The following is a 21,073-nucleotide window of genomic DNA, read 5'->3' as shown; positions in this document are numbered from 1 at the left end:
TGTCAATCGGCGTTCAAATTTGACCCCGCATCGGCGTCCAATTTTGACCCCTTTGGGCGACGGGTTTTGGCGGTAGCGCTCGCGCCGTCGGAGCTGGTCGGGGTTGCGGAGACGGTGCGAGCGCGGGTTGCGTGATCGTCGTCGCGGCTCTTGAAGCGCCAACTGTCGTTGCCGGTCTCGACGATATCGCAATGGTGAGTCAGACGATCGAGCAGCGCGGTGGTCATCTTTGCGTCGCCAAATACGCTGGGCCATTCCCCGAAGGATAGGTTGGTGGTGACGACGATCGACGTGCGCTCGTAGAGCCGGCTGACGAGATGGAACAGTAGCTGGCCGCCGGATTGAGCAAACGGAAGGTAGCCGAGTTCGTCGAGGACAATGAAGTCCATCCGGGTCAGATGCTCGGCGATGCGACCCTGCCGTCCATTGCGGGTCTCGATCTCCAGGCGATTGACGAGGTCGACTACGTTGTAGAAGCGGCCGCGGGCACCAGATCGGATGCAGCTTCTGGCGATGGCGATGGCCATATGTGTTTTGCCGGTGCCGGTACCGCCGACCAGGACGGCGTTACGTTGCTGGGCGATGAAGCCGCCGCCGGCGAGATCATTGACCAGCGTCTGGTTGATAGGAGTGCCCTCGAACTGGAAGTCCTCAAGGTCCTTGGCCAGCGGCAGTTTGGCGATGGTGAGCTGGTACTTGATCGAGCGCGCCTGCTTCTCGTTGATCTCGGCGTTGAGCAGGTCGCCGACAATGCGTTGAGGTTCGTGCTGGCGTTTGACAGCGGTCGCCATGATCTCATCGAAGGCGGCCTTCATGCCGTAGAGCTTGAGCTCGCTCATGAGGTCGAACAGTTGAGTACGTTCCATCAGATGGTTCTCCTGAGGTTGTCGTAACGGGCACAGTCGGCGATCGGGGCATGGCGCAATGTCAGCGCAGCCGGGGTGAGGATGTTGGCCGGTGGCGCAGGATCACGCTGGCGGGCCAGGATGTTGAGCACGACATCGGCGGAATGAACGCCGTGAGTGATCGCCTCGGCGCAGGCGGCTTCGACGGCCGGCAAGCCGTCGGTCAGAACTGCGTTGAGGATGTCGACCATCTGCCGATTGCCATCGTCGGCGCTGGCGAGCTTGCGCCGTACACGTTCGATCGCGGCCGGCAGTACCCAGTCCTTGAAGGGAGCGCCGTTGCGCAAGGCACCGGGTTTGCGAGCCAGCACCGGCACGTAATGCCAGGGATCGTAGACGGTATCGCCGCGGCCGAACGAGCGAGCATGCTCGGCAACGATGCGCCCGTCCTGGCGGATCACAATGCGGTCGGCGTAGGCGTGAACCTCGACAGGCCGCCCGACAGCGCTGGCCGTGACCGAGTATTTGTTGTTGTCGAAACGCACCAGACAGGTCTTCGAGACCGACGCCGGCACCGCGTGGAATCCGTCGAACCGGCCGGCATAGGGAACGAGCTTCGGTCGCTCAGCTTCGAACACCTCCCAGACCGTCTGTTCGATCAGTTCCGGATGCCGGTGCGCTTTGGCGTAGGCGATGCACTTGTCCAACAGCCACGCGTTCAACTCGTTGAGGGTTTTGAACCGCAGCCGTGGCGTGAAGAAGCGCTCCCGGACAAGTCCGACCTGGTTCTCGACCTGACCCTTCTCCCAGCCCGACGCTGGCGTGCAGGCAACCGGATCGACCAGGTAGTGGCTGCACATCTGCATGAAGCGGCGATTGTAGAGACGCCCTTTGCCGACGAAGATGGTCTCCACCGCCGTCTTCATGTTGTCGTAGATGCCGCGTCCGCAGGTGCCCTTGAACAGAGCAAATGCCCGGTCGTGGGCGTCGAACACCATCTCCTGTGTCTCGCGCGGATAGCACCGCACAAACAGCATCCGGCTGTGACAGAGCCGGACATGGGCGGCCTTCACGATCACCGTTACGCCATTGAGCAGGACGACCTCGTGGCTCCAGTCGAACTGATAGGCTTCCCCAGGCGCAAAGCTCAGCGGGACATAGGCTGCAGCCGTCGATTGCCCACGCTCTTGGCTCCACCGCCTGGCGTAACGCCGAACGGTATCGTAACCGCCATCATAGCCGCGCCCGCGCAGCTCTTCGAAGATCCGGATCAACGTCAACTGTTCGCGAGCAGCCTTAGCTGCGTTCCCCGCAAGCAATCCGTCGAGCTCCGCTGCCCATCGTCCCAGCTTCGGCCGCGGTTGGACAACACGCTCGTACTCGAATGAGGTCTCTCCCGACCTCAGCACCTTCCGGACCGTGTTCCGCGACACCTTCAGGTCCCGGGCGATCTCCTTGATCGTCTTGCCCTTGATGAAGTGTTCGCGCCGTATCCGGGCAATTGTCTCCACGACCAGCATCCCCGACCACCTGCTTCATTACAAAGCAGGCAGCGCAACAGACCAACCTGTAGGGGGTCAATTTTGGACGCCGATCCCCCGGCTTAGGGGGTCAATATTGCAGGCCGAATGACATTTGCGGTCAGTAACTCGATAAGAAGGGCAAAATGATCCGCCTTCTCATGTTGGGTTTTTGGTGTCCATTGCACACCAAGATTACTATCCTGCGTATAGCGATCTATGAGCTTCTGTAGCGAGGTGTAAGGTGGAACGGCCGCGGTTTTATCCACGCTTCGCGCGTCATCTATCTTGTTTTCAAATTGATAGCTATCGAGAGAACTATCGTAGGCGAGCACAGACGAGCAATAGTCGCGATGGGCTCGCTTTAGTTCTGTATGAAGAGTTGTATGAGTGTTTGTACCGGGTTGGAGAGTGAGCCCGTATCGCTCTATAAAGCGAGCAACGAAGTCGTCATCATTTCCACCTGGGAACAACGATGTTCCGTCTTGTACCGCTTCAGTAGCAAAGACCAATGTGTTCTCGTAGGCTGACCTATCCAGGTGGCTAATGCGACCGCTTTTTGCGATCGTTAGCTTGTGCTGTTCCAACCTCTCGCTGAAATGCGTAGTCAGCAGCCTTCGTATCTCTTCAAACGTCATTCCGCGCTCGGTGCAGTCCTGAAACAACTGTTGGGTCAAATAGCTCAGTGCGCGTGACAGCCGCAATGCTTCCTTCGGATCGCGTGTTTGTAGCGAAATCTTCACGCTTGATGATCTGCGCTCCATTGACGCAGCCCGCATGGGCCATCGAAAATAGTAGATGCCGTGACGCGACACGGCCAGATACGAGGGAACAAACACGCCGAAATGCTCCACCTGAATGTCCCACCAGCGGGCATCCCGGAGCCAAGGCTTTGATTTTTCGAGGAATGGTGGGCCCGGCAGGACTCGAACCTGCAACCAGACCGTTATGAGCGGCCGGCTCTAACCATTGAGCTACAGGCCCCGCCGCCTGCGGGCCGCGTGGGGCGGCCGGCAACGGTGCGGGCTCCGTTTACAGGGTGAGGGGTGATCCGGCAATGGCGCTGCCGGCCCCGGACCCGACTGGCCAACGCCTGCCGGCTTGAGGCCTGCCAAAGGGTCATGGAGTCCATTCGGGCAGCCAATCCTGCCTGCGCCGAAAATCGAATTTTGCCAATGATCTCAAGATGATTTGGGTGGTCGAGTCCGCTCGCGAAAATGGCTACGGCCACGTTTCGCCCGGGGCGAGGGCGCCTGCGGGATTTCGGAATAGTGGAATAATGCCGGTGAGTTGCCCGACGTGTCAAGTGGTCATGTCGAATGCTGGCAGCGGCTGCCGGCTACTTTGCATGGGGTTGTTTTCAATATTTTGGCAGTGCGCCCCTGCGGAGGCCGGCTACGACGGTGGTGGGTGTGGCGTGTCCAACGACACATGACGCAGGCGAATGATGTCGCGACCCTAATCCACCGAGACCCCCGCGAACTCCACCACCTTGCGCCACTTCTCGGTCTCGTCGGCGACGAGCTTGCCGAATTCGGCGGGGGTCATCGGCTTCGGAATGCCGCCGACTTCCGAAAGTCGCGCCAGGAGTTTTGGGTCCTTCAGCGCCTCGCCGACCGCCTTGTTGAGGATATCGACGATCTCGGGCGGCGTGCCCTTGGGCACGGAGATGCCGTAGAAGCCGACCGACTCGAAGCCCGGCACCGTCTCGGCGATCGCGGGCACGTCGGGCACGCCGGGCCAGCGCTGCGGCGAGGTGACGCCGAGCGCGCGCACGGTGCCGCCGCGCGACTGCTCCAGCGCCGAGGGCAGATTGTCGAAGATCAGCTGCACCTTGTTGGAGATGATGTCGGGGAAGGCGATCGCAGATCCGCGATAGGGTACGTGCTGCATGTCGCACTTGGTCATCGCCTTGAACAATTCGGCCGACATGTGCACCGAGGTGCCGTTGCCGGACGACGCGTAGGCGATCTTGCCCGGATTGGCCTTGCAGTAGTCGATGAACTCCTGGACGGTCGTCACAGGCATTGCGTTGGCGACCACAAGCATGTTGGTCAGCTGCATGATGCTCGCGACCGGCGTGGTGTCGCGTTGGAAATCGAACGGCAGCTTCTTGTAGAGCGAAGTCGAGATCGCATTGTTGGGCGCGACGAACAACAGCGTGTAGCCGTCCGCCGGCGAGTTGATCGCGGCGGCAGCGGCGATATTGCCGCCGGAGCCGGCGCGGTTCTCGACCACGAATTGCTGACCGAGACGATCCGACAGCCACTGGCTCATGATGCGCGCGACGATATCGACCGGGCCGCCGGGGGCAAAGCCGATCAGCCAGCGCACCGGGCGGTTCGGATAATCGGCCGCGGAGGTGGGGACAACGAAGCCGAGGCAGCAGACCAAACCGAGCAATGCAGCACGGACCAACCGGAACATCGTCTCTCCCATCATTTTCTTGCGTCATTTTCTTGTGACTGTTGCCCGCAATGGTTTCACAAAACGCCGGCTTTGCCTACGACCACCCGCGTGCGACGATAGTCTGCCCTGCGGGAGTGCAACTTGAGGCTTGAGATGAAATTCGCTGTTATGATTTGCGCAGGCGCGCTGCTGGTCGCGGGCGGCGCGGCGGCGCAAGAGGGAGGCAAGGTTTTGTCGAAGACCACGATCCATTTCGCCACGGCGACGCCGGGCGGCGGCTTTCCGCTCTATGGCAACGCGCTCGCCGAAGTCATGAACGCGGCCGATCCGACGCTGTCGATCGAGCCGCGCAACACCAAGGGCTCCAACGAGAACATTCCGCTGCTCGAGGCTGATGCCGTCGATATCGCAACCGTTGCGGGCGAGCCGTCCTACGAGGCCTTCAAGGGGATCGGCCAGCCGCCTGCGACCAAACTGAAGATCCTCACTGCGATGTATTCAAGCCCGGGCATGTTCGTGGTCCGCGCCGACAGCCCCTACAAGACGATTCATGACCTCGTCGGCAAGCCGATCGCTTTCGGTGCCAAGGGCTCGGGCCTGCCGATTCTCTCGCGCTACATCCTCGACGGCATCGGGCTGAAGCAGGACGAAGACTTCAAGTCGATCTATCTCGATCGCGCCGGCGATGGCCCTGTCATGGTCGAGGACGGCCGCGCCGCAGCACTTTGGGGCGCCGGTATCGGCTGGCCCGGCTTCACCAAGATGGCCGAGAGCGCGATCGGTGCCCGCTTCATCGCGCCGACTGTTGACGAGATCGCGCGGATCCGCGCCAAGCACACCTTCCTGAAGCCGCTGACGATTGCCGCGAATAGCTACCCGAAGCAGACCGAGGCGATCTCTTCGGTGGGCTCCTGGAGCTACATCCTGGTGCGCGCAAGCCTGCCCGATGATGTCGCCTACCGGCTGGCGAAAACGCTGCACGGCGTCGAGGCTGATTTCTGCAAGAAGCTCGCGCAGGCCTGCGAGACGACGGCGGCGAACACCGTCGCCGCCGCGCCTGACATCAACCTGATCCACCCCGGCGTGCTCAGATATTTTCGCGAGATCGGGGTGGTGAAGTGACCTTTGTATGAAGGCGCAGCGCTTCATACAAAGGTCATTCCGGGGCGCGCAGCGAACTACGGTGCGCAATTGCGCACCTGAGAATCTCGAGATTCCGGGTCTGGTCCTTACGGACCATCCCGGAATGACTGCTACGCAGTCACTTCTTCACCATCGCGCAGGCCGGGTCCGGCGGGCCGAACGCGTCGTCGCCGGAAATCTTCGCCAGGATCTTGTAATAGTCCCACGGATATTTCGATTCAGCCGGCGTCTTGACCTGTACCAGCCAGAGGTCGTGCACCATCAGATTGTCCTCGCGCAGTTTGCCGTTGCGGGCGAAGAAATCCTCGACCGGCTTCTCGCGCATCTTGGCCGCGACCTTCAGCGGCTCGTCGGTGCCGCTCTCCTTGATGGCGGTCAGATAGGCCGTGACGGAGGAATAGACGCCGGCCTGCCACATCGTCGGCATCCGGTTCATCTTGGCGAAATAGCGCTTCGACCATTCGCGGGTCTTGTCGTCCATGTCCCAGTAGAACGAGGTGGTCAGCAACAGCCCCTGCGCGGCCGATAGCCCGATCGAGTGGATGTCGGTGATCAAGGCCAGCAGCGCGGCCATCTGTTGGCCGCCGCTCATGATGCCGAACTCGCCGGCGGTCTTGATCTCGTTGGTGTTGTTCGGGGGCCCGCCGGCAATGCCGATGATCTTGGCCTTCGAGGCCTGCGCCTGCAGGATGAAGGACGACAGATCCGGCGTCGCAAACGGCGGCCGCACCGCGCCGAGCACCTTGCCGCCGTTCTTGGTCACCACGGCGGACGCGTCCTTCTCCAAGGAGTGGCCGAACGCGTAGTCGTCGGTGATGAAGAACCAGCTGTCGCCGCCGCGTTTCACCACCTCCTGCGCGGTACCGACGGCGAGCGCGCGGGTGTCGAACACCCATTGCATGGCGTAGGGCGAGCAGAACTTGCCGTGGAAATCGGTCGCGCCGGTCGAATGGGTGATAAACAGCTTCTTCTTCTCATTGGCGATGTTCTGCACCGCGAGCCCGACCGCGGACACCGGCACGTCGACGATGAGATCGACCTGGTCGACGTCATACCAGCGCCGCGCGATGCCGGCGCCGATGTCGGGCTTGAGCTGGTGGTCGCCGACGATCACGGTGATTGGCTTGCCCAGCACCGTGCCGCCGAAATCGTCGACCGCCATCTGTGCTGCGGTGACGGACCCCTGTCCGGTCGGCGTCGAAGCCGGGCCGTTCATGTCGGTCAGCACGCCGATCTTGACCACATCGTCGGACACCTGCGCCAACGCGGCCGACGAGGCCAGCAGCGCGGCCGCGAGCGTCCCACACATGGATAGTCGCCTGGCGATCATTCCGTTTCCCTCCCTGGATTGGCGCATTGGCCCATTATTGCTTGTGCCGGGCCTTCCGGACCCGGTCATATTGGTTTCTTTTGCAACCATTTTGGGGTCCGCGTCAACGCGTCTTCGGTCTAATGGCGCCGCCCGGGGAAGGCTTCGGGGGAGTTTATTTCGCATCCGATTCAGTCCATAGCGGGCCATGACAACAGCTCAGCGCCTGCCGGTTTCGCTCACTCCACTCGAGGCGGCGCTGGACGCCGTGCTGCGCGGACTCGTGCCGGTGGCGCCGCGCGAATTGCCGTTGGCCGAGGCCCTGCACGGCATCGCGGCCGAGATGCCGGCCTTGCGCGCGCACCCGCCGCGCGACGTCGCGATCGGTGATGGTTGGGCGATGCGTGCCAACGATCTGGTCGGTGCGTCCTCCTACGCGCCATTGCCGCTGGGCGTGCCTCCGGTCTGGGTCGAGGCGGGTGAGGCGATGCCCGACGGCGCCGATTGCGTGGTCGATGCCGATGTGATCGACGCCTCCGGACCGATGGCACAAGTGCTCGGCGAGGCGATCCCGGGGCAGGGTGTGCGGCGCGCCGGCAGCGATGTTGCCGAAGGGCGGACGGTGATCGAGGCGGGGCGGTGCGTGCTGCCGCGTGACCTCCTGCTGTTGCGCGCGGCTGGGGTGGACAGGCTGATGGTGCGGCGGCCGCGGCTTTGCGTCGTCAATATTCCCGGCGGTCAGGTGTCGGCGCAGTTCGTCGCAGAGGCCGCGCGTATGGCCGCCGCCGAAATCGTATGCACTGAGGCCGCGGGCCGCGATGCCGCGGCGATTGCAGCCGCACTCGATCCGCGTGCCTGCGATCTGCTGATCACGATCGGCGGCAGCGGCGTCGGCCGCACCGATGCGGCGGTGACGGCGCTTGCCGGGCGCGGCGAGGTGCTGGCGCATGGCATTGCGTTGCAGCCCGGCCGCACCGCGGCCGTGGGCCGGATCGGCACCACGCCAGTCGTCGCATTGCCGGGAGCGCCGGATCAAGCCTTCGCCGCATGGTGCGCCATTGCGATTCCCGTGCTCGATCGGCTGTCGGGACGGCGCCCGCGCGAGACGCTCGGATTGCCGCTGGCGCGCAAGGTCGCATCCAGCGTCGGCGTCGCCGAGATCGTGCTGCTCGCGCGTCAGCAGGACGCCTGGATGCCACTGGCGATCGGCGACCTCTCGCTCGATGCGATCGCGCGCGCCGAAGCCTGGCTGGTTGTATCAGGCGCCGCCGAAGGCTTTGCGGCGGGCACGTCCGTCGATGCCTATATGTTGCGGGAGTGAGTGCCTGAAATGACCGACACGCCCGTGCCGAATCCGAGGCCATCCGTCGATCAGGACCAGTTCCTGACCATCCTCTCCCGCGAGGAGGCGCTGGCGCGCTTCGAGGCCGCCCTGTTTCCCCGCGCGGTGCCGCGCGAATTACGGGCACTCGCCGATACGCTCGGCTGCGCGCTGGCGGAGGACGTGGTCGCGCCGATCGACGTGCCGCCGTTCGATCGCTCCAATGTCGACGGCTTTGCCGTGCGCTCCGCCGATCTCGCGGCCGCTGGCGAAGCGGCGCCGGTGCGGCTGGTGCTGAACGACGAGACGATCGCCTGCGGCACCGCGCCGACCCGGCCGGTGCTGTCGGGAACCGCAACACCGATCGCAACCGGCGGCCCGCTGCCGCGTGGCGCCGATGCCGTCGTGATGGTCGAGCACACCCAGCCTGCGGGTGATCGCGCGATCGAGGTGCGGCGCGCCACCTCGCCCGGACAATTTGTGTCCTATGCCGGTTCGGACATCGCGCGCGGCGAGGCGCTGCTGCGTGCCGGCACCGTGATCGGCTCGCGTGAGATCGGCATGCTGGCGGCCTGCGGCATCGCCGGCGTTCAGGTGGCGCGGCGGCCGCGGGTCGCGATCCTCTCGACCGGCGACGAACTGGTGCAACCCGGTCGGCCGTTGCGGCCGGCCGCGATCTACGACACCAATGGCGCGATCGTCACGGCGGCGATCGCCGAGAATGGCGGCGACGCGGCGTTCCTCGGCGCGATCGCGGATGATGAGGCTGAGCTCGAGGCCGCCATGCGCAACGCGCTGGCCGAGAGCGACATGCTGGTGTTGTCGGGCGGTACATCGAAAGGCGCCGGCGACGTCTCGCACCGGATCATCGCGCGGCTCGGCGAGCCCGGCATCATCGCCCATGGCGTGGCGCTGAAACCGGGCAAGCCGCTGTGCCTTGCGGTCTGCGATGGCAAGCCGGTGGTGATCCTGCCGGGATTTCCGACCTCGGCGATGTTCACCTTCCACGACATGATCGTGCCTGTGCTGCGCCGGATGGCCGGCCTGCCGCCGCGCTCGGATGCCAAGGTGAATGCAAAGGTGCCGGTGCGGATCGCCTCCGAACTCGGCCGCACCGAGTTCGTGATGGTGTCGCTGGTCGAGGGTGTCGGGGGCCTGATCGCCTATCCCACCGGCAAGGGCTCCGGCGCGATCACGTCATTTGCGCAGGCCGACGGTTTCCTGAAGATCGATGCGCTCGCCGACCAGATGCCGGCGGGCAGCGATGCCGAGGTGACGCTGTTCACGCCGCATGTGCGGGTGCCCGATCTCGTGATCGTCGGCAGCCATTGCACCGGGCTCGACCTCGTCACCGCGCCGCTGGCCCGCGCCGGCCTTGCGGTGCGTTCGATCGCGGTCGGCAGCCTTGGCGGGCTGGCGGCGGCCAAGCGCGGCGAATGCGATCTGGCGCCGATCCATCTGTTCGACGACAAGACCGAGACCTACAACACGCCGTATCTCGCCGACGGCCTCGAGCTCGTGCCCGGCTGGCGGCGCATGCAGGGCATCGTGTTCCGCAAGGGCGACAGGCGCTTTGAGGGCTTGAGTGCGCAAGCGGCGGTGCGCGCCGCGCTCGCCGATCCCGCCTGCATCATGGTCAACCGCAACCAGGGTGCCGGCACCCGTATTCTGATCGATCGGCTGCTCGCGGGCGCGCGGCCGGACGGCTACTGGAATCAGCCACGCTCGCACAACGCGGTAGCGGCCGCCGTGGCGCAGCAGCGCGCCGATTGGGGCATGACCATCGCGCCGGTCGCCGATGCGTCCGGGCTCGGTTTCATTCCACTCGCCGAAGAGCATTATGATTTTGCGCTGGTGACGGCGCGCAAGCGGCGGCCGGCGGTGCAGGCCTTTCTCGACGCGCTGGCGTCGGATGAAAGCCGTGCCGCGCTGGAGAAGGCGGGCTTCAGGCCGGCAGCGCCGGACGGAGGGCCGCTCGCGGCATGAGGGGCGTTTGGTGTTGGCCGGGCTGGCATGACATGGGCTGCCAGCCGATATAAGCATGCTGGAGGCCGGGTGAAACAACGGCCTGCTTCGTCGCTTCGCGTCGCAGTGACGGAGCAACAACAGGTTCCTGAGCGGAAATGGACAGAATGAAAGTGATTGGCCTCGCGGGATGGAGCGGCGCCGGCAAGACCACCTTGCTGTCGCGGGTGATCCCTTATCTGCTTGGCCGCGGCTTGCGTGTCTCCGTAATCAAGCATGCCCACCACGATTTCGACGTCGACGTGCCCGGCAAGGATTCCTGGGTGCATCGGCAGTCCGGCGCGACCGAGGTGCTGGTGTCCTCGACACGGCGCTGGGCCATGATGCACGAGCTGCGCGGGGCGAGCGAGCCGCAACTGCCGGAGCTGCTCGGCAAGATGGCGCGGGTCGATCTGGTCGTGGTCGAGGGCTTCAAGCGCGAGCCGATCAACAAGATCGAGGTGCATCGCGCGGCCAATGGCAAGCCGCTGCTGTTTCCCGACGACGCGAGCGTGGTCGGGATCGCCAGCGATGTCCCGGTCGAAACCACGCTGCCGGTGGCTCACCTCGACGGCATCGAAGACGTGGCGGCATTAATGCTGCGGTTTGCGATTCCGGTCGACGATGTGTTGGGGAGGGGTCCCGCCGATCGCTGACGGGGCCGGTTTTTCCTGATCGAGAAGGCGAATGGAACGATAGACAAGTCAAATGCTGCATCGCCGCGTACGGGTTAATTACAGCCTGATATCTACCTTTTGCCTATCGACACCTGTTCTCCAATTCTGCACGAATTGATAATCTCCACTGGGTTGTGGAGATGGAGTCGTGCCCGGACAAAGGCACGTGGGTGGCTGAGGCAAGCCTCCTTCCAGATCGGGCCGCACGGCCGGGGGCATATCCGGACGCGTCGGGGGTTAAAATTCCGGAGTGCGCATGGCTGGTCCCGGCGCATGCAAGGAATTGTGCGGAACGACCGCGTCATGGTTGTCCGCAACGGGGCTGAGACGGGATCGAAGACGGCAGATACGCCAGACGCAACGGCGGCTGCATGGGAGGTTTCAATGACCACGATGAGCAGCGCCGGAACCGTATCCGGGGCAGGCGCAGGTTTCCTCGACAAGGAACGGACGATTGCGACCGCCGGCTTCAACCGTTGGCTGGTGCCACCCGCGGCGCTGTGTATCCATCTGTGCATCGGCATGTCCTACGGGCTCAGCGTGTTCTGGCTGCCGCTGTCGCGCGCGATCGGCCTCGACAAGCCGGCCGCGTGCCAGAACCCCTCGGTGATCGGTGACCTCTTCACGACCACTTGCGACTGGCAGGTCACCAACCTGCTGATCATCTTCACCATCGGCATCGTGGTGCTCGGCCTGTCGGCCGCGCTGTTCGGCGGCTGGCTGGAACGCGCCGGTCCGCGCAAGGCGGGCTTCGTCGCGGCGCTGTGCTGGTCCGGCGGGTTCGCGATCTCCGCGTTCGGGGTCTACGTCCACCAGCTCTGGCTGCTGTGGATCGGCCTCGGCCTGATCGGCGGCGTCGGCCTCGGCCTCGGCTACATCTCGCCGGTGTCGACGCTGGTGAAGTGGTTCCCCGACCGGCGTGGCATGGCGACCGGCATGGCGATCATGGGATTCGGCGGCGGCGCGATGATCGGTTCACCGCTCGCCGATCTCCTGATCAACTACTTCAAGACACCGACCTCGATCGGCGTCTGGCAGACCTTCCTGGCGATGGCGGTCATCTATTTCGTGTTCATGATGATCGGCGCTTTCGGCTATCGCGTGCCGCCGGCCGGCTGGCGTCCCGACGGCTGGACGCCGCCGGCGGCCTCCAATCGCATGATCAGCTCGGCCAATGTCCACCTCGACAACGCGCACAAGACGCCGCAGTTCTGGTTGATCTGGATGGTGCTCTGCATGAACGTCTCTGCCGGAATCGGCGTGCTGGCGATGGCCTCGCCGATTTTGCAGGAGATCTTCGGTGGTGCGCTGATCGGCAAGCCCGGGGTCGGCTTCGCCGCGCTGGATGCCGGACAGAAGGCTGCAACCGCGACCATCGCGGCGGGAGGCTTCGTCGGCCTGCTGTCGCTGTTCAACATCGGCGGCCGGTTCTTCTGGGCGTCGCTGTCGGACAAGATCGGCCGCAAGACCACCTACTACACGTTCTTCATCCTCGGCATCGTGCTCTATGCGCTCGCGCCGAGCTTTGGCCATATGGGATCGCGAGCCCTGTTCGTCGGAGCCTTCTGCATCATCCTGACGATGTATGGCGGCGGCTTCGCCACCATCCCGGCCTATCTCGCCGATATCTTCGGCACGCAATTCGTCGGCGCCATCCATGGCCGCCTGCTGACGGCGTGGTCGACGGCCGGCGTCGTCGGTCCGTTGCTGGTCGGCTATATCAGGGATGCGCAGCTTCAGGCCGGGATCGAGCGCGCGTTGGTCTACGATCGCACCATGTACATCCTGGCAGGCCTGCTGGTCGTCGGCCTGATCTGCAATTCGCGGATCCGGCCGGTCGAGTCCAAGTGGCACATGAGCGAGGCCGAACTCGCCAGGCTTCAGGCCGAGACGGCAAGTGCTGCGGCGTCCGGCCCGAGTGGATCGTTCGGCATCGGCAAGGGCGGCTTCGACACCAAGGCGCTGTTGTTCTGGGCCTTTGTGGCGATTCCGCTGGCCTGGGGCGTTTACAAGACGCTTCAGAAGGCGGCCCTGATTTTCTGATCGCGTAAACCAAGGTGCGATGCGATCAGCATCGCGCCTTGGTGCGCTGTTTGAGAATGAATAGTTTCGGAAAACCGCTTCACACTTTCCCCGATCAATGCTCGAATCGCCAGGGCACGCCGCAAGTCGGCGTTGTCTGACGTTCTTTGGCGTTCACACGTCCCGACCCATCACCACATCGATTTCAAGACACGGGGAACTTTCATGATTCGCATCGGCACTCTTCTGGTGGCGGCCACGCTCGTTGCCGGGCTGCAGGCCGCGTCGGCCCAGACCAGCGCGGCGCCCGAGGCCAAGCCGTCACGCGTCAAGCTGACGATGGAGAAGCTGAAGGAGATGAAGGCGACCTGGGTTGCCAACCGGCCCAAGATGAGGGCGTGCCGCGCCGAGGTGAAGGCCAAGGGGCTGACCGGCGACGACCGCTGGTTCTACATGGAAGATTGCATGAGCAAGACCTGAGCCTCCAGGTTCTTGTCTTGACGCGCTATCTTCGCGGACCGAAATCCATCCCGGATCAAGTCCGGGACCGGCTATTGCCCGAGAGAGCTCTGGTTGGTGGTCAATCCGCGACGGTCGTCGACCAGACGCCGTCCTGGTAGCGCAGCGACGCGGTATCCGCAGCGGTCAGGTCGACTTCGAAGGCGTTGACCTTGGCCAACATCTCCTGGCTCAGCATCGTGCCGGAAACGATCTGCTGCTGAAACCAGACCCGGACCACGTCAACCGGGGTGAGCAACACCAAGCCGGCTCCGACGGCGTCTCGTCCCACAAAGATGGGCAACGATCGTTGCACGCCGTCGGGGCCCGCGGAGGATCCCTCCAGGCCGGGGTGAATCGGGCCGTAGCTGTTCGAGAACGCGATGAAGCTGGAGGGGCTGGCATCGGCCGCCGGCTTCACGACGCCCGCGGCGTCGATGCTGGCGATGGCCTGCCTGATAAGCCCGACATCGACGACATTGGTCTCGATCGCGACCTGCGTGCCCGCGGTGAAGAAATTGGTACCGAACAGCCTGTAGTTCGGAAGCCATGAGAAGCGGGTCGACGGCAAGTAGTTGGAAATGGACTGGCAGACGACGGAGTAGATGCCGTTGGTCTTCTGGGCAAAGCACAGATTGTATTGGCCTGACTTCAGGGAATGGTAGTCGGAATCGGACCAGGCGCCGGACGTCTCGCTCCACTTGCCGCCCTGATAGAGCAGCCGTGCGGCATCCTTCGCGCCAAGATCGACCTCGATCGAATTTTCGATGGAGCGGGGGTCGACAATGGTGCTCGTGACGATGTCCTGCTGCAGCCAGACGCGCACATTGTCATCGGGCGTGATGACAATGATGCCCGGCCCCTTGACCAATGTTGCGAAGACCGGCGTCGTCTGCTGAACATTGTCCGGCCCGATCAACGCGCGGCTCATTCCAACGCCGATCGGCTGCCCATACTGGTTGTTGATCGTGATGCTTTCGGGCATCCCGCCGACGGCCGGAGGGTGGAATACGGCGTCCGCGTCAAGCGTCGACTGCTGGCCCGGCGCGATCGCCACGGTGTTGGTGTCGATCGTGATCACGCTGCCGATGTTGAGCGACGAGGTGCCGAACACTCCGTATTGCGAAATCAGGCTGAATGGGTTGCTGGCGAGATAATCGCTGAAGCACCGCCAGACGATGCCGGAATTGGTCGCGGCGAAGCAGAGCAAATACCGGTTGGTCTTCAGAAATTCGAGATCGTCCAATGCGACCTGGATTTCAATGGACTTGGTCATGATCGCAATTCCCTTCGGCCTCACGCGGCGCCGGACGGTCGGCTCCGTCTGGAGCCAAACGCTTGCTTCGTGACGTGCGCGCCGTCACCACCCCGTTGGAAAATCAGCTTGTGCCAGTCCTCGCCGCGTTTCCATCAAGCATCAACCGTAGACGTTATCCGTCCACGAAGACAATCTATGATTGGGCCGGGCCGCGATTATTTTGATGCGCCGACGGGGTGTGAACCGACGGCGAAGGCAGATGCGCATGCGCATTCTGTTCAGGCTATCTCGACGGCGACGCTTGCGTTGCCGACAGCGGTGCCAGGCTGCCTGTGATCACTCCGCCGCGGCAGGCGTTGCCTTGGCGCCCTCGAGCGCGGCGGCGATCGCGTCGTCGACCCGTTCGAGCCAGATGAACTCCAGCTTGGCACGGGCGCCGGCCGGGATGTCGTCGAAGTCGCGCTTGTTGCGCGCCGGCAGCATCACGCGGGTCAGGCCGGCGGCCGCGGCCGCAACGACCTTCTCCTTGATGCCGCCGACCGGAAGCACGAGGCCGCGCAGCGAGATCTCGCCGGTCATCGCGGTGTCGCTGCGCACGGTACGATCCGTCAGCAGCGAGGTGAGGGCGGTGAACATCGCGACACCCGCGCTCGGGCCATCCTTCGGCGTAGCACCTGCGGGGACGTGGACGTGGATGTCGCTCTTCTCGAAGATCGCCGGGTCGATGCCGAGCTGCGAGGCCCGGCTTTTCACCAGCGTCATCGCGGCCTGCACGCTTTCGCGCATGACGTCGCCGAGCTGTCCGGTGATCATCAGCGCGCCTCTGCCCGGCGTACGTGACGCTTCGATGAACAGGATGTCGCCGCCGACTGGGGTCCAGGCGAGCCCGGTCGCGACGCCGGGAATGCTGGTGCGCATCGCGATCTCGCTCTCGAACCGCGGCTGGCCCAGAAGTGCCACGATGTCCTTTGCGGCGATGACGACGCGGCTCGTGCTGCCTTCGGCGATCTGCACCGCGACGTTGCGGAACACCTTGCCGATCTCGCGCTCCAGATTGCGGACGCCGGCCTCGCGGGTGTAGCTCTTGATGATCATCCTGATGGCATCGGGCTCGAGCTCGACCTGGTCGGCCTTCAGCCCGTTGGCTTCGAGCTGGCGACGCACCAGATAACGCTTCGCGATCTCGAGTTTCTCCTCTTCGGTATATCCCGCGAGGCTGATGATCTCCATGCGGTCGAGCAGCGGTCCCGGCACGCCGTCGAGCATGTTCGCGGTCGCGATGAAGACGACGCGCGAGAGGTCGAAGGGAATGCCGAGATAATTGTCGCGGAACGTTCCGTTCTGCTCGGGGTCGAGCACTTCGAGCATCGCGGCCGACGGATCGCCCTGGACGCCGCGGCCCATCTTGTCGATCTCATCCAGCATCATCACGCAATTGCGCGCGCCGGTCTTCTTGATGGCCTGGATGATGTTGCCGGGCAGCGCGCCGATATAGGTGCGGCGGTGGCCGCGGATCTCGGCCTCGTCATGCACGCCGCCGAGGCTGACCCGCACGAAGGGCCGGCTCATCGCGCGCGCGATCGATTGGCCGAGCGAGGTCTTGCCGACGCCGGGCGGCCCGACGAAGCAGAGAATCGGCGCCTTGCCGCCGGGCGCCAGCTTGCGCACGGCCAGATATTCGATGATGCGGCCTTTGATCTTCTCAAGGCCGTAATGGTCCTGGTCGAGGATCTTGCGCGCTTCCGCGATGTCGATCGGCTTCTCCTCCGGAATGCTCCAGGGCAGCTCGATCAGCCAGTCGAGATAGCTGCGCACCATGCCGGATTCGGCTGCTGCCTCCGGCATCCGCTCATAGCGGCGCAGCTCCTTTTGCGCCTGGCTCTCGGCCTCGGGTGGCATCTTGGCATCAATGATCGCCTTGGTCAGCTCGGCCACTTCGGCCGCCTTGCCGTCGCCTTCGCCGAGCTGGCGCTGGATGGTCGCCATCTGCTCGCGCAGGATCGCCTCGCGCTGGCGCTCGTCGAACACGGCCCTGGTCTTCTGTCCGATCTCCTGGCTCAGCCGCAGCACCTCGATGCGCTCGGCGAGATGCCGCGACACCTTGTCCATCCGCAGCGCAAGATCGATGGTCTCGAGGATGTCCTGCTTGTCCTGCGGCTTGAGGTCCATGAAGGAGGTCGCAAGGTCGGCGAGCGTTGCCGGCGACGTCGTGCCCTGCAGCGCCGCGGCCAGTTCCGGCGGCGCCTGTGGCAGCAGTTGCGCTGCCTCCATCGCCTGGCGTTGCAAATTGAGGAAGCGCGCCTCGATCTCGGGTGAGGTTGCCGTCGGCTCCGGGATCTGCTGAACGCGCGCTGCCAGGAACGGCGTCCCCGGGAGATAGTCGAGTACGCGCATACGCGCCACGCCCTGGCAGACCAGATGATGGCTGTCGTCGGGGCCGGTGAGGTAGCGAACCACATTGGCGACGGTGCCGACGCGGTAGAGACCATCGGGGCCGGGGTCGTTGGTCTCCGGATCGCGCTGCAGCAGGATGCCGATCTGGCGCTGTTCGCGCACCGCCTGCTGTGCGGCGGCGATCGATGTCGCGCGCGCGATCGTGATCGGGATGATCACGTCCGGAAACAGCACGGTGTTGCGAACCGGGACGATGATGAGGGCATCCGCCGGAATCGGCGTCGAACGATCGGACGAGGATACCGGCGCTGCGCTTGCTACATCGGACATGCCGAACTCCTCAGCTCAATTTTCCAAGCCGCAGCCCGACGCAGCCATGCGCGGCGAAGCGGGTGATGGTGTAGCGGCCGATTGGCAGCGCAATGCGGCGCTCGAACCGTCCCTGCGGCAGTTCGAGCCGCAGGATGCGGGCATCGCGCAGTTCCGCGGGCAATGCGCGGCGCCCGCTGACCACGAGCGTCGCGCCATCGAGCGCCGCCTCCACCTCATCGGGGTCGACTCCCGGCAGCGCCACCAGGATGAGGATTTCGTCGTCGGTCTCGATCACGTCGATCGGCGGTTCCCAGCTCGGCTCGCGGTTTCCGGTGCGCGGATGCAGATTCAGGAAGCGCTGATGCATGCGCTCGGCCCGCGCCAGCGTCTCGATCGCATCTGACAGCATCCAGTTGATGGGATCCTTGGGCTGCATGGGCACCTCACTGCGTCCGACCTGCGGACCGGGAGGTTACCGGTGTTGCCGCCGACCGTAAACCGGCCCCGGACAGGGCAAATCGGGGGCAAAAGCCCCGCGATGTCCCGATTTGCAGCGAGCCCGCGAGGCGGCTGCCCTTTATGCCGTGCCTATGCGGCTTGGCTGCGGGCCATCTCGAATTCCTACGGTCTTATCAGCATCTTCCGGGGTGACGCGGTGCGCTCGCGCGCGCCGCCAAAAGGAAGGTGGGACATGACCTTGCTCTATGCACACGATGCCCGGCTGCACGCCTCGGCCGGCGCCTCTCGTTTCACGCTCCGGCGGGCGATCAAGCGGATCGGCGCCGCCTTCAGGATGATCCACAGCGCCATCGCGGCCGCGAAGATCCACCGGCTGCGCAACGAGCTCCTGCTGCATCGCGGCCACGACAGCTGGGCGCGAATGAATCTGGATGTCGGTAGCCTCGGCGCGGACGCCGAGAAATATCCGCGGGCTCCGGTCGTGCTCGGCGAGAAGTGGGATTACTGAGATGCGCGTATCGTCATCATCATCATCGACTGGTATCGCCGCGCTGCTACGCAGCGCCGCAGACTCGTTGTTCAAGTTCCTCGCCTGGATCGGCAAGGAGCCGGTCACGGTCTACCGGCCCGAGGCGCATTACATGCGCGGTCCCGGACCGGCCTGGCGGGCCAAGCATTTGCCGGGTCAGGTCGCTTCACTTCGCCGCGTCAGGTGATCGAGGATGTTCATCGGGAGCGGAAACACCACGGTCGAGGAGCGCTCGCCCGCGATGTCATGCAGCGCCTCGAAATAGCGTAGCTGCATGGCCTGCGGCTCCTGGGCGAGGATTCGGCCCGCCTCGACGAGTTTCTCGGCGGCCTGCTGCTCGCCCATCGCGTTGATCACCTTGGCGCGCCGCAACCGTTCCGCCTCGGCTTGCTTGGCAATCGCCCGCACCATGGTTTCGTTGAGATCGATATCCTTGATCTCGATTGCGGTGACCTTGATGCCCCAGACGTCGGTCTGCTTGTCGAGGATCTCCTGGATGTCGGCGTTCAGCCTGTCGCGTTCGGCGAGCATCTCGTCGAGTTCGTGCTTGCCGAGCACCGAGCGCAGCGTGGTCTGTGCGAGCTGACTGGTCGCGGCCATGTAGTCGCCGACCTTGATGATGGCGCGTTCGGCATCGACGATGCGGAAGTAAAGGACGGCGTTGACCTTGACCGAGACGTTGTCGCGGGAAATCACGTCCTGTGGCGGCACGACCTGGACCATCACCCTGAGATCGACCTTCACCAGCTGCTGCACGACCGGAATGAGGATGATGAGCCCCGGGCCCTTCACGCTGGTGAAGCGGCCGAGCGTGAAGACGACGCCGCGCTCATATTCGCGCAGCACGCGAACCGCCTGGGTCAGGAATATGATGACAAGCAGCACGAGTGCCGCATAGGCGAAATAATCAAGCGTCATGCTGTACCTCCTTGGCCGGCGGCGGCCGGCGTGCGCCGGACCACCAGCGTCAAATCGATGATGTTGGCCACTTCGACCGTCTCTCCGGACTTGAACGTCTCGGTGCCGCGCGCTTGCCAGCGTTCACCGTTGGTGAAGACGTGACCTGTGGTCTCGGACCAGTCGAGCACTTCGGCCGGCAGGCCGCGCATGGCCTGCGCGCCGAGGAGGGCGGGTCCCCTGGCGGCGCGGCGAAGTGCGCCGAGGACGGCAAGGAAGAAAGTGACGAACACCGCGACGGTGATGCCGATGACCCACCATGACAGCGCGTAGCCGGGCGCTTCGACCCTGAACAGCATCAGCGCGCCCAGCACAAAGGCAACGATGCCTCCAAGGCCAATCACGACGGTCGGGTTGAAGGCTTCGATGGCGAGCAGCGCGATTCCGACCAGCATCAGGGCAAAGCCGGCGTAGTTGATCGGCAGCAGATTGAGAGAATACAGGCCGAGCAGCAGACAGATCGTACCGACGATTCCCGGGGCGACCGTGCCCGGGGTCATGAATTCAAAGATCAGCCCGTAGATGCCGACCATCAGCAGAATGAATGCGACGTTCGGATCGGTGATGACCGCCAGGACCCGCGAGATCCAGCCGGGATCGATGGCTTCGAGCACGGCATCCTTGGTCGCCAGCCGTTGCGTCTTGCCGCCTGCGACCTCCACCACGCGACCATCGACCTGCCTGAGCAATTCGGCCGGATCGCGCGCGACGAGGTCGATGACACCGGCCTGCAACGCGCCGTTGGCGGAAAGCGTGGCGGCATCGCGGACCGCCTTTTCGGCCCAGTCGGCATTGCGGCCACGCAGCTCAGCAAGGCTGCGGATGAAGGCGACGGCATCATTCGTCACCTTCGCCGTCATGGCGTCCTTCGGCTCGGATGGGTGATCGCCATCCTTGCTGTCTTTGCCGTCCTTGTCCGGGGCGGCGCCCGGCAGACCGGGTATCGGACCGCCAATCTGCACCGGCGTCGCGGCGCCGATATTGGTGCCCGGCGCCATGGCGGCAATATGGGCCGCATAGAGAATGTAGGTCCCGGCGCTCGCGGCATGGGCGCCGGAGGGAGCGACGTAGCCGACGACAGGAATCGGCGAGGCGAGCACATCGGCGATGATCTCGCGCATGCTGGTAGAGAGACCGCCCGGTGTATTCAGGCGCAGGATGACAATCTCGGCGTGCCGTTCGGCGGCCTTGGCCAAAGCCGTCTTCACATAGCTGGCCGACGCCGGTCCGACCGCGCCATCGATCGCAATGGTCATGGCAAGGCGGCTGTTCTCCTCCGCGGCGCCTGGACGGATGGAGACAACCAGCGCGACGAAGACGGTCGCCGCAACGAGGGCCGCCTTGAAGGTCTGCACGGCAAGCACTCCCTTGTCAGGGATATGGGGCGCCGTTCTGGAACCTCAATATGGCAGTGGC

General features: G+C 64.3%; 17 protein-coding genes, 1 tRNA gene and 1 pseudogene. 8 read left to right on the top strand and 11 right to left on the bottom strand.

Features of this window, described 5'->3' with window-relative positions; genetic code table 11:
- Positions 1–2: 2 nt before the first annotated feature.
- From istB to UP09_RS06320, 5 genes and pseudogenes are all read right to left on the bottom strand, one after another.
- The gene (istB, locus tag UP09_RS06340) at positions 3–866 is read right to left on the bottom strand and encodes an IS21-like element helper ATPase IstB (RefSeq protein ID WP_044536175.1); all 864 of its coding nucleotides are present in this window, start codon (positions 864–866) and stop codon (positions 3–5) included.
- A pseudogene (istA, locus tag UP09_RS06335) lies at positions 796–2,365 on the bottom strand (IS21 family transposase). Before istA ends, istB begins: the two are co-directional and overlap by 71 nt.
- A gap of 83 nt (positions 2,366–2,448) precedes the next feature.
- Complete coding sequence (locus UP09_RS36580) at positions 2,449–3,219, bottom strand: hypothetical protein (RefSeq protein ID WP_063840133.1); 771 nt, start codon at positions 3,217–3,219, stop codon at positions 2,449–2,451.
- A gap of 54 nt (positions 3,220–3,273) precedes the next feature.
- A tRNA-Ile gene (locus UP09_RS06325) sits at positions 3,274–3,349 on the bottom strand.
- A gap of 474 nt (positions 3,350–3,823) precedes the next feature.
- The gene (locus UP09_RS06320; protein ID WP_502689033.1) at positions 3,824–4,804 is read right to left on the bottom strand and encodes a Bug family tripartite tricarboxylate transporter substrate binding protein; all 981 of its coding nucleotides are present in this window, start codon (positions 4,802–4,804) and stop codon (positions 3,824–3,826) included.
- A gap of 123 nt (positions 4,805–4,927) precedes the next feature.
- On the opposite strand from UP09_RS06320, the gene UP09_RS06315 reads away from it, so the two are divergent.
- Positions 4,928–5,896 (top strand): TAXI family TRAP transporter solute-binding subunit, encoded by a 969-nt coding sequence (locus tag UP09_RS06315; protein WP_044537219.1) that lies wholly within the window; start codon positions 4,928–4,930, stop codon positions 5,894–5,896.
- Positions 5,897–6,035: 139 nt separating this feature from the next.
- Here UP09_RS06315 and UP09_RS06310 read toward each other — a convergent pair whose 3' ends face one another.
- Positions 6,036–7,226, bottom strand: a complete 1,191-nt coding sequence (locus UP09_RS06310; protein WP_156164479.1) for an ABC transporter substrate-binding protein — start codon at positions 7,224–7,226, stop codon at positions 6,036–6,038.
- Positions 7,227–7,434: 208 nt separating this feature from the next.
- Here UP09_RS06310 and UP09_RS06305 point away from each other — a divergent pair, with 208 nt between their 5' ends.
- From UP09_RS06305 to UP09_RS06285, 5 genes are all read left to right on the top strand, one after another.
- Positions 7,435–8,547 carry a molybdopterin-binding protein gene (locus UP09_RS06305; RefSeq protein WP_044537217.1) on the top strand — a complete coding sequence of 371 codons (1,113 nt, stop codon included), beginning with the start codon at positions 7,435–7,437 and terminating at the stop codon, positions 8,545–8,547.
- Positions 8,548–8,556: 9 nt separating this feature from the next.
- Positions 8,557–10,533, top strand: a complete 1,977-nt coding sequence (locus UP09_RS06300; protein WP_044537216.1) for a molybdopterin biosynthesis protein — start codon at positions 8,557–8,559, stop codon at positions 10,531–10,533.
- 146 nt (positions 10,534–10,679) lie between these two features.
- Entirely contained in the window at positions 10,680–11,207 is a 528-nt protein-coding gene (mobB, locus tag UP09_RS06295; RefSeq protein ID WP_044537215.1) for a molybdopterin-guanine dinucleotide biosynthesis protein B, read from the top strand.
- Between the two features lie 405 nt (positions 11,208–11,612).
- A complete protein-coding gene (locus tag UP09_RS06290) occupies positions 11,613–13,271 on the top strand; it encodes an OFA family MFS transporter (RefSeq protein ID WP_044537214.1) in 1,659 nt (552 codons plus the stop codon).
- Positions 13,272–13,475: 204 nt separating this feature from the next.
- Positions 13,476–13,730 carry a PsiF family protein gene (locus UP09_RS06285; RefSeq protein WP_044537213.1) on the top strand — a complete coding sequence of 85 codons (255 nt, stop codon included), beginning with the start codon at positions 13,476–13,478 and terminating at the stop codon, positions 13,728–13,730.
- Between the two features lie 100 nt (positions 13,731–13,830).
- Here UP09_RS06285 and UP09_RS36260 read toward each other — a convergent pair whose 3' ends face one another.
- The 3 genes from UP09_RS36260 to UP09_RS06270 form a co-directional block, all read right to left on the bottom strand.
- Positions 13,831–15,024 carry a hypothetical protein gene (locus UP09_RS36260; protein ID WP_052832987.1) on the bottom strand — a complete coding sequence of 398 codons (1,194 nt, stop codon included), beginning with the start codon at positions 15,022–15,024 and terminating at the stop codon, positions 13,831–13,833.
- A 318-nt stretch (positions 15,025–15,342) separates the two neighbouring features.
- On the bottom strand, positions 15,343–17,730 hold the full coding sequence (lon, locus tag UP09_RS06275) for an endopeptidase La (RefSeq protein ID WP_044537212.1): 2,388 nt from the start codon (positions 17,728–17,730) through the stop codon (positions 15,343–15,345).
- Between the two features lie 10 nt (positions 17,731–17,740).
- On the bottom strand, positions 17,741–18,148 hold the full coding sequence (locus UP09_RS06270; protein WP_044537211.1) for an Hsp20/alpha crystallin family protein: 408 nt from the start codon (positions 18,146–18,148) through the stop codon (positions 17,741–17,743).
- Positions 18,149–18,403: 255 nt separating this feature from the next.
- Here UP09_RS06270 and UP09_RS06265 point away from each other — a divergent pair, with 255 nt between their 5' ends.
- Both UP09_RS06265 and UP09_RS06260 read left to right on the top strand, forming a co-directional pair.
- On the top strand, positions 18,404–18,679 hold the full coding sequence (locus UP09_RS06265; RefSeq protein ID WP_044537210.1) for a hypothetical protein: 276 nt from the start codon (positions 18,404–18,406) through the stop codon (positions 18,677–18,679).
- A gap of 1 nt (position 18,680) precedes the next feature.
- The gene (locus UP09_RS06260; protein WP_044537209.1) at positions 18,681–18,887 is read left to right on the top strand and encodes a hypothetical protein; all 207 of its coding nucleotides are present in this window, start codon (positions 18,681–18,683) and stop codon (positions 18,885–18,887) included.
- Here UP09_RS06260 and UP09_RS06255 read toward each other — a convergent pair.
- Positions 18,857–19,618 (bottom strand): slipin family protein, encoded by a 762-nt coding sequence (locus UP09_RS06255; RefSeq protein WP_044537208.1) that lies wholly within the window; start codon positions 19,616–19,618, stop codon positions 18,857–18,859. The two genes, UP09_RS06260 and UP09_RS06255, sit on opposite strands and share 31 nt — an antisense overlap.
- The gene (locus UP09_RS06250; RefSeq protein WP_044537223.1) at positions 19,615–21,012 is read right to left on the bottom strand and encodes an NfeD family protein; all 1,398 of its coding nucleotides are present in this window, start codon (positions 21,010–21,012) and stop codon (positions 19,615–19,617) included. The genes UP09_RS06255 and UP09_RS06250 overlap by 4 nt, the downstream gene beginning before the upstream one ends.
- Between the last annotated feature and the right edge of the window lie 61 nt (positions 21,013–21,073).

Origin of the sequence: Bradyrhizobium sp. LTSP885 (assembly GCF_000938305.1) — a bacterium.
Classification (GTDB): domain Bacteria; phylum Pseudomonadota; class Alphaproteobacteria; order Rhizobiales; family Xanthobacteraceae; genus Bradyrhizobium.
Note: the sequence above shows the minus strand (reverse complement) of the source record. Positions and strands in the feature narration are given on the sequence as shown.

Bases quoted from the DNA above. Each gene is read 5' to 3' on its own strand.
- istB (WP_044536175.1), bottom strand. From the start codon at position 866: ATGGAACGTACTCAACTGTTCGACCTCATGAGCGAGCTCAAGCTCTAC.
- UP09_RS06320 (WP_502689033.1), bottom strand. From the start codon at position 4,804: ATGGGAGAGACGATGTTCCGGTTGGTCCGTGCTGCATTGCTCGGTTTG.
- UP09_RS06315 (WP_044537219.1), top strand. From the start codon at position 4,928: ATGAAATTCGCTGTTATGATTTGCGCAGGCGCGCTGCTGGTCGCGGGC.
- UP09_RS06310 (WP_156164479.1), bottom strand. From the start codon at position 7,226: ATGTGTGGGACGCTCGCGGCCGCGCTGCTGGCCTCGTCGGCCGCGTTG.
- UP09_RS06305 (WP_044537217.1), top strand. From the start codon at position 7,435: ATGACAACAGCTCAGCGCCTGCCGGTTTCGCTCACTCCACTCGAGGCG.
- UP09_RS06300 (WP_044537216.1), top strand. From the start codon at position 8,557: ATGACCGACACGCCCGTGCCGAATCCGAGGCCATCCGTCGATCAGGAC.
- mobB (WP_044537215.1), top strand. From the start codon at position 10,680: ATGAAAGTGATTGGCCTCGCGGGATGGAGCGGCGCCGGCAAGACCACC.
- UP09_RS06290 (WP_044537214.1), top strand. From the start codon at position 11,613: ATGACCACGATGAGCAGCGCCGGAACCGTATCCGGGGCAGGCGCAGGT.
- UP09_RS06285 (WP_044537213.1), top strand. From the start codon at position 13,476: ATGATTCGCATCGGCACTCTTCTGGTGGCGGCCACGCTCGTTGCCGGG.
- UP09_RS36260 (WP_052832987.1), bottom strand. From the start codon at position 15,024: ATGACCAAGTCCATTGAAATCCAGGTCGCATTGGACGATCTCGAATTT.
- lon (WP_044537212.1), bottom strand. From the start codon at position 17,730: ATGTCCGATGTAGCAAGCGCAGCGCCGGTATCCTCGTCCGATCGTTCG.
- UP09_RS06270 (WP_044537211.1), bottom strand. From the start codon at position 18,148: ATGCAGCCCAAGGATCCCATCAACTGGATGCTGTCAGATGCGATCGAG.
- UP09_RS06265 (WP_044537210.1), top strand. From the start codon at position 18,404: ATGACCTTGCTCTATGCACACGATGCCCGGCTGCACGCCTCGGCCGGC.
- UP09_RS06260 (WP_044537209.1), top strand. From the start codon at position 18,681: ATGCGCGTATCGTCATCATCATCATCGACTGGTATCGCCGCGCTGCTA.
- UP09_RS06255 (WP_044537208.1), bottom strand. From the start codon at position 19,618: ATGACGCTTGATTATTTCGCCTATGCGGCACTCGTGCTGCTTGTCATC.